Raw genomic sequence first — 14240 nt, 5'->3', positions numbered from 1 at the left:
CGAGGATCTACTGATGACAACGATGAGCAAGATCGCAGACTGGGTTGGTGTGAGCGCGCCGCTGCTGGAGGTTGAGATTACGGCGGTCTCGAGCATCGAGGATGCTGACGAGAGCTCGGTTGTGTTTGCGGTTGAAGCCGATGCGTTGGGCCGGGCGCTGCAATCGAAGGCTGGTGTGATCCTGGCGAGCAGGAAGTTGGAGTCGGCGGAGCTGCCGCCCTATCGGTCGCCGGATCCCAGGGTGTTGTGGGTGGCGGATGCGAAATATGCGTTTGCGCAGGTGGCGCGAAGGTTGAGCGTCAACGGAGTTCAGACAGGTGTGCATGCTTCGGCTGTGGTGGGGCAGGGCGTGGCGATTGGCGTAGGAACGGCGGTTGGGCCGGGTGCTGTGCTGGGCGATGGTGCGGTGATTGGAAGTGAATGCGAGATTGGTGCGCGCGTGACGATCTATGCGGGGACCGTGTTGGGGGATCGCGTGGTGGTACAGGCGGGTGCTGTGCTTGGATCTACCGGCTTTGGTTATGTGCGGAGCGCGGAGACGGGAGAGTATCTGATCTTTCCGCAGCAGGGGCGGCTGGTGGTGGAGGACGATGTCGAGATTGGCGCGAATACGACGATCGATCGTGGTGCGCTTGGGGAGACGAGGATCGGGCGCGGGACGAAGATCGACAACCTCGTGCATATCGGACATAACTGCGTGATTGGGAAGAACGTCATTATCGCGGCGCAGACGGGGATCTCGGGCTCGAGTGTAGTGGAGGATGGCGCGATTCTGGGTGGGCAGGTGGGGATTGGGGAGCATGCCACGGTAGGGGCCGGCGTGATTCTTGGCGGCGGAGCGGGGGTGCTGAGTGGGAAGAAGATGCGTGGGCCGGGCGAGGTGTTCTGGGGGCGCCCGGCGCGACCTTTGAAGGAGTATCTGCGGGATCTTGCGCGGTTGAAGCGGCGTTGAAGCTGTCCTGCCGGACGGGCCTCCTGCGCGGAGCGCGGCCACTTCGTGGCGTATATACCCCTTCGGTTGGCGCTCCCGTTGGTCGCGAAGGAAGATTGATTCCGACCAACGGGAGGACCACGCAAAGCTCTAAAAAGGCGTGCGAACGCCCGCTGCCCGCGCAGGGCGCCCGTCCGGAAGGACTAAAATCAGCAGAAGCGCGGTGAATAATGGCGACTGTAGTGGTTGGCGGACATACAAGAAACATTGGAAAGACCAGCGTGGTAGCAGGGCTGATCGAAGCGATGCCCGAGATGCATTGGACTGCCTTCAAGATCACGCAGTTCGGGCATGGAATGTGTTCAGCCAATGGTGAGCCCTGTGACTGCGAGACCGCCGAACACACAGTTGCAGTCAGTGAGGAGCGCCCGGGGGGAGATGCCACGACAGATTCGGGACGCTATCTGGCGGCGGGTGCGGTGCGGTCATTCTGGGTGAGGACTCGGGCAGGCGATCTGTCCGAGGCGATGCCGCGCATTCGTAAGGAGATGGAGCGCGCGGAGAATGTGGTGATCGAGTCGAACAGCATCCTGCGGTTTCTGCGGCCCGATCTTTATCTAAGCGTGCTCGATCCGGAGACGGCGGACTTCAAAGATTCTGCGAAGTACTTTCTGGATCGCGCCGATGCGGTGCTGGTGCCGGAAGGCGTACTCGGAAGGCCCGAGTGGAAGGGTGTTTCGCTGAAGCTGGTAGAGGGAACGCCGGTGCTGCCGATACTGCCGCCGGTCTATGTGACGGATGAGGTGGTGGAGTTTGTGAGAGAACGGCTGCGAGTGCGAGTGATTGTTTGAACTGATCTTGAAGAAGGTCTTTGAACAGGACAAAAAGAGCCGCAGCTTGGAGGGCCGCGGCTCTTTTGTTGGTTTCAGAGTACGAGCTATGCGATGAGACCGTTAAGGCCATTGGGGAAGAAGACTCCCTGATGGACCGTGTCGGTCGGTTTGGTGCCGGTGACGATTGCGAGGATCTGGGAGGTGGAGCGAGCCCAGCCCAGGGAGTTCTGATCGCAATCAACGATGGTTGAGGCAGTGATGTTCGCCGTGGAGGTGTTGAGCGCGACCTGGGTTGTGGAGACTCCGATGTCGTCTGCCGCTGAGCCTGTGAAGGTGACAAACGGAGTGGTGATCGGTTTGGTGGGATCCGGATTCGCCAGCGAAGAACGAGCTGCCGAGATCATCTGCGTCAGCGTGCTGAGCGGACCGGTTCCACCGCCGCCATCGAGACCGTTGATGGTAGTGCGGATGAGACCGGCGTGATAGGCCTCGACCGCGTGAATACCAACCGCTGCCGGGAGGATGTTGACCTTGTCGCTAATCAGAGGAGCCGCTCCATGATAGGCGGAGACTCCCACATCCTCGAAGATATAAGCGCCGATCAGGAAGTTGGCGTCGCTTGCGAAGGGGTCGAAGCTTGGACCGATCATCGCTGCCGCGGCAAGGGTGTTGAAAGAAGTGAACAGATCGATGTTGGGCATCGAGACGGCCTTGGTGCTGAGCGCGCTCTGGAGGAAGAGGACGTGCTTACCTTCTTCCGTTGCGGTCTCCGTGGCATAGGCCTGTACGTAGGATAGTGAGAATGGAACCTTGGCGAAGGTCGGGCTTAGCGCGACCGTGCCGCCGGTGGTGCCGTTGACGCTGATGGGAATCGGCGTCGACAGTTTGTCGATGGTTACTCCGTAGACCGCGAGGTTGTAGAACTGCGCCTCGAGATACTCCAGGTTGAGAGCGAAGTTGAGGATGTCCGAGTCGCCGATGGCAGCCGACTGGGCCTCTGCTTTTTTAGGGGTTGCGGCTGCTCCGAAGGCAAGAGCGGCCAGCGCGGCGCCTCCCTTGGTGAGCATCTTTCGCCGGGTGCTGACGATAATTTCATCGAGCTGCTGTGTCTCTAAAGTTGCCATGATGTCTCCGTCCTTAGGAAGCTGTTACTGAGATCGAGCCGTTGAGTCCATTGGGGAAGAAGCCGCCCTTGGAGAGGCCTGCTCCGCCCGCCGCGCCGTACACAATGTGCAGAACCTGATCGGTTGTGCGGTGGAAGGCGATGGCGTTGGTGGGATCGGCAGCGACGATGCTGCTGACGCTGAGGGCAGTCTCATTACCTCCGCCGAGTGTGGCGCGGAGAGCGGATACCTGGTTGGCAATGGTGGTGTAGGTCTGATTTCCGGCTGCGCCATCTACGGCAGTGATCAGAGTGCGAATCTCGGCGGCGTGGTAGGCTTCGACTGCCTGGATGCCGGCAGCAGCGTTCAGGATATTGTTGTTGGCCAGCAGAGGAGCAGCGCCACTGTAGGCCGTAACGCCGACGTCTTCAAAGACAAAGGCTCCGATAAGGAAGTCGTTATTGCCGTCGAAGGGATTGAAGGTGGGAGTCGCGGTGATCTTGGCTGCGACAGCCAGCGGACCGAAGAAGGTGAGGTCGAGGGCAGGGCGGGAAACTGGGGTCCCCTTGTTTCCGGTGATGGCTGCCTGGAGGAAGCGAACGTGATTTAGCTCATCCTGGGCGATCTCGGCCGCGTACTGGGCGAAGATCGGACTAGTCCATGGCACTGCCTTGATGCCGGGGGGAACGATCGTGGTGCCCGCCCCACTGAGTGCATCGGCGGTGGAGAGACCGGAGCCAGTCGCGGCATAGAGGTAGAACTCGGCCTCAAGATACTCCAGGTTGAGGGCGAAGTTCAGAATGTCATTGTCGGGGATGTCGAGCGGGGTTGGTGTCGGGGTTGGTGTAGTGGTTGGTGCTGGTGTGCTGTTGTTGCAACCGATCATCATTGCGCCGGCAGCGGCCGTCCCTGCTCCCGCCAAAAACTTCCGGCGGGATAGAGCCTTATCTACTAAATCATTAAGCTTTTTTTCCACGATGGACCTCTCCTGAGTGCCCGTTCCTAGCTGCACCTTCGTTGTGATGACGAAATGTGCCCTGAAACGGATTGCGGAGATAATAACATTCGCGGTTAGATTGATTGGACTGGAAGAATCATGATGTCATCAACAAGACATACTTCTTTCTGAATAAAGGGCTCGGCGTAGCGGACTCCGGCCAGCAAACCGTAGTGGCGCGCTGTGGCGAAAGTTCGCTCGCGGATCTCCTCTTCGGGGACGAAGAGGCCACTGCCTTCAGGCTGCGCGCCGTACTGCGAGTGGTAGGCCAGCAGAGACTGTAGGCGCTGCTCGGCAAACGGTGTGATGTCGACGACGAATGTGGGACGCACGTCGGCATAGAGGCTTGCATAGAGGATCTTGTACGGCCGATGTGGCGGGTGGAGTTCGCCGGGCGTTACGACCTTAGCGAGGCCGCTGACGAAGCAGGCCTCGTAGCCTAGCGTGGCTGTGGTGTAGTGGTCGGGATGGCGGCCCTGCCAGTAGGGAAGGATTACAACGCGGGGGCGCAGGCGGCGCAGGACGGCTGCCAGCTTGAGACGATTGACCAGGGTGTTCTCGACGTTGCCATCGGGAAGGTCGAGCGCCTCACGATGAGCGACGTTGAGGATGCGCGCGGCAGCGTTGGCCTCAGACTCGCGATCGGCGGCGGTGCCGCGGGTGCCGGACTCGCCCTGGGTGAGATCGAGGATCCCCGTCGTCCAGCCGCGGGCGTGCATGGCCATCAGAGTGCCGCCGCAGGTCTGTTCGACGTCGTCGCGATGGGCTGCAATGGCCAGGATGTCGAGTTGTGCGGGCGAGGACATAGGGCTCAGAAACAAAACTCAGAGCTCAGGCGCAGGACAGAGTCTTCCTTTGACCTGAACCCTGTGTCTGAGCCTGCATTAGTTGGCTGCGTCGGTCACGGCGTCCAGGTAGGCAACATCGAGCGCGGTGCCCTGAACGGTAATGTTGGCGTTGTTGATCTCGGAGCCGTCTGTTGTATTGAAGGCATGCACCTGCCCCCCGTAGGCGGTGTAAACCTTGTGGAAGCCCTGAACCCAGCAGAGGCCAGTCAAGTCGCCATAGTAATACTGGTTCTGGTTCGTGTTCGGGTAAGGGACGACGACGGGCGACGTTGCACTCTGCGTGACTGCAGGAACGATGGAGGCGCTGGCCGCGGTGGAACCCGACGGCAGAACCACGCGCGTGAGACAGTTGTAGTTCGCGCTCTGGTCGGTGGCCTGGCCGGCTGCGATCTGCTGGGCTGCACGGGCTGCGCGCTCTCCAGTGGCACAGAGCTGGGAGCCGATCCACAGAGTGTTGTCGTCAGCGAAGAGGATCTTGTTGTGAGAGCCGTCGGAGATGGAGACCGTGCTGGTGACGGCGTTGGTCGCGAGGCTGATGATGGACAGATTGCCGGCAAAGAGCCCGTCCGGCTGCCGCTGCTGACCGGCGACGTAAAGATTATTCCCATCAGAGACTGCCGTCGTGACCCCGCCTGGGACCGGGAGATTGGAGGAGAAGGCGTTGGGGTTCTGCTGTGCCGGCACAGTGCTGTTGGTGTAGCTGTTGACCTGAAGCGCGCCCGGCAGGAGGTAGGTGATGCTGGAAGTGGTTCCACCGCACTCAGCGCCGCAGTTGAGAACGTAGACCGTGTTGCCGTCAAGGGAGAAGTAGGCTCCGGCAGGCCGGTCGAAGGCGGTCGTGTTGCCTCCGACATTTACCGGGATAACGCAGTAGATGGGAAGGTTGAAGGGCTGGCAGTCCACCGCACCGATTGCGGCAATGGCAGCGGTCGAGGTGAGGTACTGATTGGCGTTCAGCTTGATGACGCGGTACACCGAGTTGGAGTTGCGGACCATCGCCAGGATGACCGTGTCGCCCTGGTTGACGACCACCCGGTAGACATTCGGCAGGTTGAGCTCGTAAGTCCCTCCGGTGATCTTGTCGATGATCCCAAGCAAGCCAGCGTTCTCCTGGGCGGCATACACGTGGCCGAAGGTCGGAGGAACAGCGATGCTCGTGGAGCCGGGGAAGCTGCCCGCATTACTGCTGGCGGACTCGGTGCCGTAGTTGATGATCTGAACGTCGCCCAGCGTATTCGAGTAGACGTAACCGGCGATCTCAGAGGGGAAGTTGAGAATGAGATTGGGATAGCCGGACGAGTATCCGCTGATGGAGAACGAGGGCTTCGTGTTCTCTACGTTGTTGCGCAGATCGCGCTTCGCATCGACGATCTGTAAGCTGCCGCTGGTGCCGCCGTTGGCCGTCACGCCAATCATCACGCGTTGGGCAAGCTTACTGGGTGGAATCGGGCGGTTGGCGAAGGGATACTGGGGGAATTTGTAGTAGTACGGGCCGCAGGCTGTGAGTCCCAGCGTGAAGGCGGCGATCAGCAGGCCGCAGAAGATCTGGGCACGGAGAGACTGGGTAAAGAGACTTCGATTCGTCAACGGTAACTAACTCCAACCTGAGCGCTGAGGCATAATCTGGCGGCCGCGGCTATCTGCCGAGTATAACAAAAGACGCGCCAGACCATGGTTTGGGAGCAATCCGCAAAGGCTTGCATTTTATTGGTTTGGAGCGGGTCCGCCGCGTGGCTTAAGATGGTAGGAACACATTGGAGACGGCTATGGCGGATGAGGTACGGAGTGCGGAGTTGGCGTCTGTTGCAGGCTATGCTGCGGCCGGCCGGTTGTTTGACGGCGCAACAGTACTGTGCGACGGAGCCATGGGCACGATGCTCTACGCGCGCGGCGTCTTCATCAACCGCTGTTACGACGAGCTGAACCTCTCGCAGCCGGACCTCGTGCGCGAGATCCACAACGAATACCTCCAGGCGGGGGCCGAGGTCGTCGAGACCAACACCTTTGGCGGCAACCGGTTTCGCCTGGGACAGCACGGGCTGCAGGATCAAGTGCGCGCGATCAACGTAGCTGGCGTCAAGCTGGCGCGGGAGTGCGTCAACCAGATCCGGGAGAAGCAGGCCTGCGAGGCGTTTGTGGCGGGCTCCATTGGCCCGCTGGGCGTAAGGCTGGAGCCGCTGGGCAAGGTTGGCCTCGAGGAGGCGCAGGATGCCTTTGCCGAGCAGATCCGTGCGATGGTCGAAGGCGGGCCTGGCGTGGGCGTAGACCTGCTGATTGTGGAGACGATGACCTCGCTGACCGAGGCGGAGCAGGCGATCCTGGCAGCGCGTCGCGTCGCTCCCGGCGTTCGCGTCGTGGTGATGATGACTGTCGATGAAGACGGCAACTGCCTGGATGGGGCCTCGGCCGAGACCGCCGCCATCAAACTGACCGAGTGGGGCGCCGATGCGGTGGGATGCAACTGCAGCGCAGGGCCGGCGACCGTATTGAGTGTAATTGAGCGCATCCGGCCCCTTACCACGCTGCCGCTGGCAGCAATGCCGAATGCGGGAATTCCACGGGCCTTCGAGGGGCGCACGATCTATCTCACCTCGCCTGAATACATGGCCAGCTTCACCCGCAAGCTGGTGAAGGCGGGCGCGAGCATCGTTGGCGGATGCTGCGGAACCACGCCAAGCTACACCCGGGCCATGAAGAGTTCGCTGCGTGCGCTCGACGCGATGGAGAGCGGCGTCGAGGTGATGCAGCGCGACGCAACCGGCAACGCCACCACCATCAAGGAGAGCAAAGTTGCGCCGCCACCGCTGGCCGAACGGTCGAAGATCGGCTCGATGGTAGCGGCGGGCGACTTTGTCACGATGGTCGAGATCGTGCCCCCAAAGGGCATTGACTGCAGCAAGGAGCTGGACGGAGCGATGCAGATGCACCGGCTGGGCGTCGATGCGATCAACGTGCCCGACTCGCCCCGGGCCAGCGCAAGGATGAGCGCGCAGAGCCTGTGCGTACAGATCCAGCAGCACGTCGGCATCGAGACGATTCTGCACTACACCTGCCGCGACCGCAATGTGCTGAGCATTCAGAGTGATCTGCTGGGCGCGTCCTCGATCGGGCTGAAGAATATTCTCTGCCTCACCGGCGATCCGCCGAAGCTGGGCAACTATCCTAATGCGACCGCGGTCTTCGATGTCGATGCAATCGGCCTGGTGAATGTAGTGAAGAACCTGAACTACGGACTCGACATCGGCAACAACTCGATTGGCGAGTCCACCGGCTTCTCCATCGCGGTAGCAGCGAACCCCGGCGTGCAGGATATGGATCAGGAGGTCCGCAGATTTGCTTTCAAGGTAGAGGCCGGTGCGGAGTACGCCATCACCCAGCCGGTCTTCGACCTGCGCGTACTCGAAGAGTTTCTGCGCAGAATCGAAAGCTTCCGCATCCCGGTAATCGCAGGCATCTGGCCGTTGACCAGCCTGCGCAACGCGGAGTTTATGAAGAACGATCTGCGCGTCAGCATGCCGGATGAGATCATGGCGCGGATGGCGAAGGCGTTAACGCCCGAGGCAGGCAGGCTCGAGGGCGTCAAGATCGCGCAGGAGATGCTCGCCGAGGCGAAGCCCATGGTGCAGGGCGTTCAGGTCAGTGCGCCCTTCGGACGATACGGCGTCGCAGCCGACGTGCTCGGTCTAGCCGCGGTTGAGGTTGCATAATGGCAAACTTTGAAGAGCAGTTAACAGCGTTGGAGAGTGTAGTCGAAAAGCTGGAGCGAGGAGACCTCTCGCTCGACGACTCGGTGCATCTGTTCGAGGAGGGCCTGAAGCTCTCGAACGCCTGCAAGAAGGAGCTGGAGGCCGCAGAGGGCAGAATCCAGGTGCTCGTCGAGCAGGGCAGAAATGCAATGCGGGTCATAGATCTGGATGAAGAGAAAGATGCTAAAGCAGTGTGAAGACGAGGAGTAGGATTTCCATATGAAACGAGATATCGACAAGCTGGCAGATCGGCTCGTGGAACGCGGAAGAGAGGGTATCGCCGCGGAGAAGAAGATGCTCGAATGGAAGATCGCGGAGGGGAAACAACAGCCCGCGAGTAAGACGAAAGCCAGTTAATTTGCCAACTGTGACGATTGTTGCCGGACCAAAAATAAACACGGTAAATTGTGTTTCTAAATGAAGCCGAGGTAGCCCTGCGGTTGAGAACTAAAAGTCTGAGGAGAAGGTTGGAGGGCAGGCATTGTCAGCCTAATCCTTCGAATTCTGCCTGAGAGACTAATCCGGGTGTCGTTGGTGATTTGCTTCTCAGCCATCTTGCCCAGTGAAACCCTGAGTAGCCAAAACCTGCACATAACGCCGCCATCGCCAAGCCCCATAGTGCGAATCGGTAGTGAACTTGAGTGTTGAGAAGGAGCCAGAATCCCAGGCACCAGCCCCAAACAGTGCCGATTCCGCCTGCAACACCTCCTGCATAGATGCGAAAGAGCGCAAAAGTCATTTGGCGTATGGCCTTTTGATGAACCCAGGCAACAACTGTGGCTGTGAAAAGAGACCCGATCAATCCGAACACGATATACCCTGTTCCGATCCCCTTCGGCAACTCCGGCAAGTGGATGCTTCGCGTTTGCGTTGCCTGCATCAGTATCCCACTTGCCACAAGCGCGAGACCGGCTCCAACTGTCCATACCACCGAACACGGCCCCAACGTTGCACACCATAGAGCAGCGCTTAGGCTGTACTTGCGCAGCGGGGGTGCTGTCGCGCACAGGACAAATACAAACGCCCCCATTGCGAGGAATGCAAAGAGCATCATCAGGATGAGCAAAGGAAGCATGGCGCGATTCTGACGTCCAGTCTTCTGCGTGTCAATCGAATTGCGTTTGTTTTGATAGCGACTCTACTGGTCGCGGCTGGTGACGAAGCCGGGGACCCACAGCAGGGCGCGCTTGGCTTCGGAGTGGGGTCTTGCTCGACATTCGGAAAACCTCTATGCTTGAATCGCGGCTTGCCGTACATTAGCGCAGGAGATAGTCGCAGGGTTCTCTTCGAACGATCTTAGCCATATAAGCTGGGAATGGAGGCAAACGAATTGGACCCCGCGTTGCTGCAGACTTTGCGCGCAGATCTCTACCGCTATCGTGGCAAAGCAGACAGGCGCTCCTTCCTCGCTGCCTATCTTCATGATCCGGGCTTTCGCTACACCTATTACCTTCGCAAGGTAGCCTTTTACCGTAAGAGAAGGCGGTCCCTTGCGATATTTGCCTATGCCTGGAACCGGATTCTGCTGAATCGTTACCGCTTCAAATACGGCTTTGACATCTCTCCGACGACAAGCATTGGCAGTGGATTCTATCTGGGCCACTTTGGTGGCGTTGTGATTAGTCCTGACGCGGTCCTGGGAGACAATATCAATATCGCGCCGGGCGTCACGATCGGCGCAGCCAGCCGGGGGCCGCGCACAGGAGCGCCTACGTTGGAAGACCGTGTCTGGGTAGGGACGAACGCGATCATCGTCGGCAATGTGACCATTGGACGCGAGGCGCTCATCGCGCCTGGAGCGTACGTCAACTTCGACGTTCCGCCGAATGCAGTTGTGTTAGGAAACCCGGGCAAGGTGGTGTCCGATAAGGGTTCAGGGGGCTACGTCAATCAAACGATGGATGAGTCAGGCGAGCCGATGCTTAGCGGTCGCGGCTGGTGACGAAGCCAGGAACCCACAGCAAGGCGCGCTTGGCTTCTGAGTCGGGCAGGTCGGCGATGGTGAGGCGGGCGGCTTCGGCATAGGCGCAGGCGGTGTCCATGGCGTAGTCGAGTGAGCCGTGGCGCTGCAGAATCTCAAGGATCTGCGGGTGGGAGACGCGGGCGAAGCTGCGGTCGGCGAGCACTGTTCGGATAGCCTCGCGGTCGGCCCCGGTGCCGCGCTCGAGCGCGTGAATGACGGCGAGTGTGGCTTTGCCTTCGCGCAGGTCCGAGGCGACGGGCTTGCCGAGGACATCTTCCGCGGCGGTCAGATCGAGGACGTCGTCGACGATCTGGAAGGCGAGGCCCAGGTTGCGGCCGTACTCCCCCAGCTGAGCCTCAAGCTCCTCCGGATCGCCGAAGCCGTGAGCCGGCGTAATCGCTGCGCCAAGCTGCATCGACACCTTGAAGAGGCAAGCCGTCTTACGGAAGATGAGGTCGAAGTACTCCTCTTCGTTGATCAGGTGACCGAGCTTTTCGATCTGAAGCAGCTCGCCCTCGACCATCTGCTGGGTCAGCGAGATCAGCAGCTCAAGAACACGAAAGTTCCGCTCCTCGAGCGCCGCCGAGAAGGACTGCATATAGAGCCAGTCGCCCGCGAGAACGCATTTCGCATTGCCCCAGGTGGTGTTCGAAGAGGGTCGCCCACGGCGTGTGTCGGCCTCGTCGATGATGTCGTCGTGAACTAGGGTCGCGGTGTGAAGCATCTCGACGACCGCGCCCAGCCGTATGCGGCTCTCGCTGGTGCAGCCCAGAGCCTTAGCCGAGAGCAGCAGCAGCAGCGGCCGAATACGCTTGCCACCACCCGCGATAAGGTACCGCGCAATGTCGGTGACAACCTCGACGTCGGAGGTGGATTGACGGGAGAACTCCTGCTCAATGGCGGCTAGATCGTCACGGAGGAGGTCGAACACCTCGGCTGCGGTCGCGATGGAGAGCGTGCTCACTTACTAGTCAGAGTATCAGGATGTGGATTTGGCTTCAGGTCCGGCTCGAAAAAGTAACTCAGAATTTTGATAGTGGCAACTCCACTGGCGAGACGCAGCGGCGAACCAGTCCTCGCCGCCCAGCGGATTCACATCCCAGGTTAGATTCCAAGTCAGTTGGAGCGGAAGTTGGTGAACTGCAGCTCGACGCCGATATCTTTGCCCTTCAACAGCGCCATCACCTCCTGCAGAACATCCCGGTCCTTGCTCACCACCCGCACGGTGTCGCCCTGAATGCTCGCCTGCGCCTTCTTCTTAGAGTCTTTGATCGCCGCAACGATGATCTTCGCCTTCTCCGACGGAATCCCCTGCACCAGCTTGATCTTCTGCCGTACGCTCGAGTTTGCTGCCGGCTCAATCTTCTCGAACTCCAGGTTCTTCAGCGACACGCCGCGCTTCACCAGCTTCTGCGACAGAATCTCCGTCACCGCCTGCAGCTTGTACTCATCCTGCGAGGCGAGCTGAATCGTGTCCGTCCCCTCAAGCTCGATCTTCGACTTCGAATCCTTGAGGTCGAACCGCGCATGAACCTCCTTCGAGGCCTGATCGATCGCGTTCTTCACTTCCTGAAGCTCTACCTTGCTCACTACGTCAAAGCTGTTATCGGATGCCATGGCTATATTCCTTCGTCTGTAACTTGGTCGCTATCTATTATGTCAGCGCTCGACAGTTTAGCGCGTCGTGGGAAAGAGATTTTTGAAGTTCGCCGTCGTCACCGCAGCCAACTCCTCTTGTGAGATGCCGCGAAGCTCCGCCAGGGCTGCCGCGGTATGGACGACCAGGGCAGGTTCGTTGCGCTGGCCACGCAGCGGGATCGGCGCAAGAAACGGCGCATCCGTCTCCACCAGAATCCGGTCCGCAAGAGCAGCAACAGCGGCATCGCGAATCCCCTGCGCCTTCGGGTAGGTCAGGTTCCCCGCAAAAGAGAGATGAAAACCCGCAGCAAGCGACCGTTCCGCCTGGTCGACCGTCCCCGAAAAGCAGTGCATGATCCCCCTTAGTCCATACGGTGCCCAATGCTCGCCGATCAGCGCCAGCACATCCTCCCAGGCATCAGCCCTGCCATACTTTTCCTTGGCCTGCGGAGTCGCCAGCTCGCTCGTCCGGCAGTGGATCAGGATCGGCTTGCGCAGCTCCGCCGCCACCCGCATCTGGGCGACAAAAGCCTCCTTCTGCGTGGCAATATCAGGATTATCAAAGTGGTAGTAGTCGAGCCCGATCTCCCCAACGGCGATACATCTCTCCTGCGCACCCAGGGCAGCCAGCTTGTCGAGCGCCTCCGAAGTAGCATGCGCCGCCTCCTGCGGATGAATCCCCGCGCTGGCATAAATCTGTGGATAGATCTGGGGATAGCCCTGCCAAAGCCCATCCCCCGCCTTCGAACTCGCAATCTCAAGCGCCTGATGCATCGTCGCCGGACCATCGCCGATGCCGATCGCAAGTATGGTATGGACCCCTGCAGCGTAGGCGCGCCGCAGCACCTCATCGCGCTCCGTCGGAGTCTCGTTGTAGAAGTCAAGGTGGGCGTGGGAGTCAATCAGAGCCATCTCTTTCAGGGTATCGCATACGTGCGATCCAACGAGACCGCCGGCACGCCGAAAGAGGCGGATGACGGGTATAGTTCGGACCGCGTAGTATGTCGGCATGGAAAATCTAACCCGGCGTGATCTTTGTGTCGCTCTCTCGGCCTTTGCGGCGATGGGCGGTGTCGTGGCGGAAGGCCAAGGCAACGCCTCTCGTGAAGCCCCAGCCAGCAGCACCGGCGCCGCAGAGCCAGTGCTGACCCACTCAGAGATCTTCGCCTTCGACAAGCTGCCCATCCACGCCTCGGCGAACGGCGGCCAAAGCCGTGCGGTCATCCAGGGGCGGCTGGCCACGGGCGAGTTCGTCGAGGTGCACGAAACCGCCCTGCCACCGGGCCAGATGCCGCACCCCCCGCATCGCCACACCCACTCCGAGTTCCTGCTCATCCGCGAAGGAAGACTCGAAGCCACCAGCGACGGCAAGACCGGCATCGTCGAACCCGGAGGCATCATCTTCACCGCGTCTGGCGTGCTGCACAGTCTGAAGAACGTCGGCGACGTGATGGCAAACTACTTCGTCGTCGCCATCGGCGTGCAGAAGGCGATCGTCTAGGTGGGAGACCTATCCAGCGACCAACGGGAGCATCACGCGAAGCGGTATACAGGTCACGAAGTGACCGCTCCACGCGTAGTGGGCCCGTCCGGCAGGACAGGTTCTGCGACTACTTCAGTCGAGAGCCAGCGCAATCTTGTCCTCAAACGCGTCTCTTCCGGGTACGCGCAAACTCGATCAGGCCGACGATACCGGTTCCGAACAGAGCTAGCGTCGAAGGCTCAGGCGTCGGCGCAGTCGTCTCCGGTGTAATCGTCAGCGTGTAATCGACCACGCCGCCCTTGGGTGGGAATGCATCCAGATCGAAGGTTCCGGTCAAAAAAGTAGGATTGGCGGCGTCCGGCAGGAAGAGCTGGGGTCCGAATAATCTTCCAGGATTCGACCCAAGACTCAAGCCCCCGTTAAACCGAAACGTCGGGAACGCAAGGCTTTCCACGCTGGTCACGCCATTCGTCGTGACGAGAGTAGAGAGGTAGAAGGCAGTCTCAGATCCCGGCAGGCAGGAGGGGCTGAAGGGGGGACAGGTCATCTCATTGCCTGGCGGCGAGGCTGGCAGAGAGAAGGTGATGTCGAGGCCGTTGCCGGTAAGGACAAAGTCGTCGATAGCGTCGGCGCGGGCGGTTAAGGGCTGAACGAAGGCAGAGGCAAGCAGAACAAGTGGGAAGACAAGCTTTCGCATG

The 14240-nt window shown here is 60.1% G+C and carries 16 protein-coding genes; 7 read left to right on the top strand and 9 right to left on the bottom strand.

Going from position 1 to position 14240, the window contains the following annotated elements; all coding sequences use genetic code 11:
* Positions 1-22: 22 nt before the first annotated feature.
* Positions 23-952, top strand: a complete 930-nt coding sequence (gene lpxD / locus RBB75_RS02855; RefSeq protein ID WP_257031127.1) for a UDP-3-O-(3-hydroxymyristoyl)glucosamine N-acyltransferase — start codon at positions 23-25, stop codon at positions 950-952.
* A gap of 209 nt (positions 953-1161) precedes the next feature.
* Positions 1162-1782, top strand: a complete 621-nt coding sequence (locus RBB75_RS02850; protein ID WP_179639256.1) for a hypothetical protein — start codon at positions 1162-1164, stop codon at positions 1780-1782.
* A gap of 86 nt (positions 1783-1868) precedes the next feature.
* Here the strand turns inward: RBB75_RS02850 and RBB75_RS02845 are convergent, their stop codons facing one another.
* From RBB75_RS02845 to RBB75_RS02830, 4 genes are all read right to left on the bottom strand, one after another.
* Positions 1869-2888, bottom strand: coding sequence for a ferritin-like domain-containing protein (locus tag RBB75_RS02845; protein WP_179639255.1), 1020 nt, complete (start codon positions 2886-2888; stop codon positions 1869-1871).
* A gap of 13 nt (positions 2889-2901) precedes the next feature.
* The gene (locus tag RBB75_RS02840; protein WP_218884707.1) at positions 2902-3843 is read right to left on the bottom strand and encodes a ferritin-like domain-containing protein; all 942 of its coding nucleotides are present in this window, start codon (positions 3841-3843) and stop codon (positions 2902-2904) included.
* 95 nt (positions 3844-3938) lie between these two features.
* Positions 3939-4670: a bacillithiol biosynthesis deacetylase BshB1 gene (gene bshB1, locus RBB75_RS02835; protein WP_179639254.1), complete on the bottom strand. Its 732-nt coding sequence runs from the start codon at positions 4668-4670 to the stop codon at positions 3939-3941.
* 78 nt (positions 4671-4748) lie between these two features.
* Entirely contained in the window at positions 4749-6299 is a 1551-nt protein-coding gene (locus RBB75_RS02830; protein WP_179639253.1) for a hypothetical protein, read from the bottom strand.
* Positions 6300-6478: 179 nt separating this feature from the next.
* Between RBB75_RS02830 and RBB75_RS02825 the strand changes: the two genes are divergently transcribed.
* From RBB75_RS02825 to RBB75_RS02815, 3 genes are read left to right on the top strand one after another with little or no spacing between them, the layout of a single operon-like run.
* On the top strand, positions 6479-8419 hold the full coding sequence (locus RBB75_RS02825) for a bifunctional homocysteine S-methyltransferase/methylenetetrahydrofolate reductase (protein WP_353069440.1): 1941 nt from the start codon (positions 6479-6481) through the stop codon (positions 8417-8419).
* Entirely contained in the window at positions 8419-8655 is a 237-nt protein-coding gene (gene xseB, locus RBB75_RS02820) for an exodeoxyribonuclease VII small subunit (RefSeq protein WP_353069439.1), read from the top strand. The genes RBB75_RS02825 and xseB overlap by 1 nt, the downstream gene beginning before the upstream one ends.
* 22 nt (positions 8656-8677) lie before the next feature.
* Positions 8678-8815, top strand: a complete 138-nt coding sequence (locus RBB75_RS02815; protein WP_179639250.1) for a hypothetical protein — start codon at positions 8678-8680, stop codon at positions 8813-8815.
* Between the two features lie 127 nt (positions 8816-8942).
* Here the strand turns inward: RBB75_RS02815 and RBB75_RS02810 are convergent, their stop codons facing one another.
* Entirely contained in the window at positions 8943-9533 is a 591-nt protein-coding gene (locus RBB75_RS02810) for a hypothetical protein (RefSeq protein ID WP_353069438.1), read from the bottom strand.
* A gap of 240 nt (positions 9534-9773) precedes the next feature.
* Between RBB75_RS02810 and RBB75_RS02805 the strand changes: the two genes are divergently transcribed.
* A complete protein-coding gene (locus RBB75_RS02805) occupies positions 9774-10400 on the top strand; it encodes a serine O-acetyltransferase (RefSeq protein ID WP_179639248.1) in 627 nt (208 codons plus the stop codon).
* Here the strand turns inward: RBB75_RS02805 and RBB75_RS02800 are convergent.
* The 3 genes from RBB75_RS02800 to RBB75_RS02790 form a co-directional block, all read right to left on the bottom strand.
* Entirely contained in the window at positions 10381-11385 is a 1005-nt protein-coding gene (locus RBB75_RS02800) for a polyprenyl synthetase family protein (RefSeq protein ID WP_353069437.1), read from the bottom strand. The two genes, RBB75_RS02805 and RBB75_RS02800, sit on opposite strands and share 20 nt — an antisense overlap.
* 152 nt (positions 11386-11537) lie before the next feature.
* Complete coding sequence (locus RBB75_RS02795; protein ID WP_158943172.1) at positions 11538-12038, bottom strand: YajQ family cyclic di-GMP-binding protein; 501 nt, start codon at positions 12036-12038, stop codon at positions 11538-11540.
* Between the two features lie 57 nt (positions 12039-12095).
* On the bottom strand, positions 12096-12971 hold the full coding sequence (locus RBB75_RS02790; RefSeq protein ID WP_353070347.1) for a TatD family hydrolase: 876 nt from the start codon (positions 12969-12971) through the stop codon (positions 12096-12098).
* Between the two features lie 97 nt (positions 12972-13068).
* Here RBB75_RS02790 and RBB75_RS02785 point away from each other — a divergent pair, with 97 nt between their 5' ends.
* Positions 13069-13560 (top strand): cupin domain-containing protein, encoded by a 492-nt coding sequence (locus RBB75_RS02785; RefSeq protein ID WP_353069436.1) that lies wholly within the window; start codon positions 13069-13071, stop codon positions 13558-13560.
* A gap of 142 nt (positions 13561-13702) precedes the next feature.
* Here RBB75_RS02785 and RBB75_RS02780 read toward each other — a convergent pair whose 3' ends face one another.
* Positions 13703-14239, bottom strand: coding sequence for a PEP-CTERM sorting domain-containing protein (locus RBB75_RS02780; protein ID WP_353069435.1), 537 nt, complete (start codon positions 14237-14239; stop codon positions 13703-13705).
* Between the last annotated feature and the right edge of the window lies 1 nt (position 14240).

The sequence above is a fragment of the Tunturibacter empetritectus genome (assembly GCF_040358985.1).
Lineage (GTDB): Bacteria > Acidobacteriota > Terriglobia > Terriglobales > Acidobacteriaceae > Edaphobacter > Edaphobacter empetritectus.
Note: the sequence above shows the minus strand (reverse complement) of the source record. Positions and strands in the feature narration are given on the sequence as shown.

Coding starts and splice junctions, on each gene's coding strand:
- lpxD (WP_257031127.1), top strand. CDS start 23: ATGAGCAAGATCGCAGACTGGGTTGGTGTGAGCGCGCCGCTGCTGGAG.
- RBB75_RS02850 (WP_179639256.1), top strand. CDS start 1,162: ATGGCGACTGTAGTGGTTGGCGGACATACAAGAAACATTGGAAAGACC.
- RBB75_RS02845 (WP_179639255.1), bottom strand. CDS start 2,888: ATGGCAACTTTAGAGACACAGCAGCTCGATGAAATTATCGTCAGCACC.
- bshB1 (WP_179639254.1), bottom strand. CDS start 4,670: ATGTCCTCGCCCGCACAACTCGACATCCTGGCCATTGCAGCCCATCGC.
- RBB75_RS02825 (WP_353069440.1), top strand. CDS start 6,479: ATGGCGGATGAGGTACGGAGTGCGGAGTTGGCGTCTGTTGCAGGCTAT.
- xseB (WP_353069439.1), top strand. CDS start 8,419: ATGGCAAACTTTGAAGAGCAGTTAACAGCGTTGGAGAGTGTAGTCGAA.
- RBB75_RS02815 (WP_179639250.1), top strand. CDS start 8,678: ATGAAACGAGATATCGACAAGCTGGCAGATCGGCTCGTGGAACGCGGA.
- RBB75_RS02810 (WP_353069438.1), bottom strand. CDS start 9,533: ATGCTTCCTTTGCTCATCCTGATGATGCTCTTTGCATTCCTCGCAATG.
- RBB75_RS02805 (WP_179639248.1), top strand. CDS start 9,774: ATGGAGGCAAACGAATTGGACCCCGCGTTGCTGCAGACTTTGCGCGCA.
- RBB75_RS02795 (WP_158943172.1), bottom strand. CDS start 12,038: ATGGCATCCGATAACAGCTTTGACGTAGTGAGCAAGGTAGAGCTTCAG.
- RBB75_RS02790 (WP_353070347.1), bottom strand. CDS start 12,971: ATGGCTCTGATTGACTCCCACGCCCACCTTGACTTCTACAACGAGACT.
- RBB75_RS02785 (WP_353069436.1), top strand. CDS start 13,069: ATGGAAAATCTAACCCGGCGTGATCTTTGTGTCGCTCTCTCGGCCTTT.
- RBB75_RS02780 (WP_353069435.1), bottom strand. CDS start 14,239: ATGCGAAAGCTTGTCTTCCCACTTGTTCTGCTTGCCTCTGCCTTCGTT.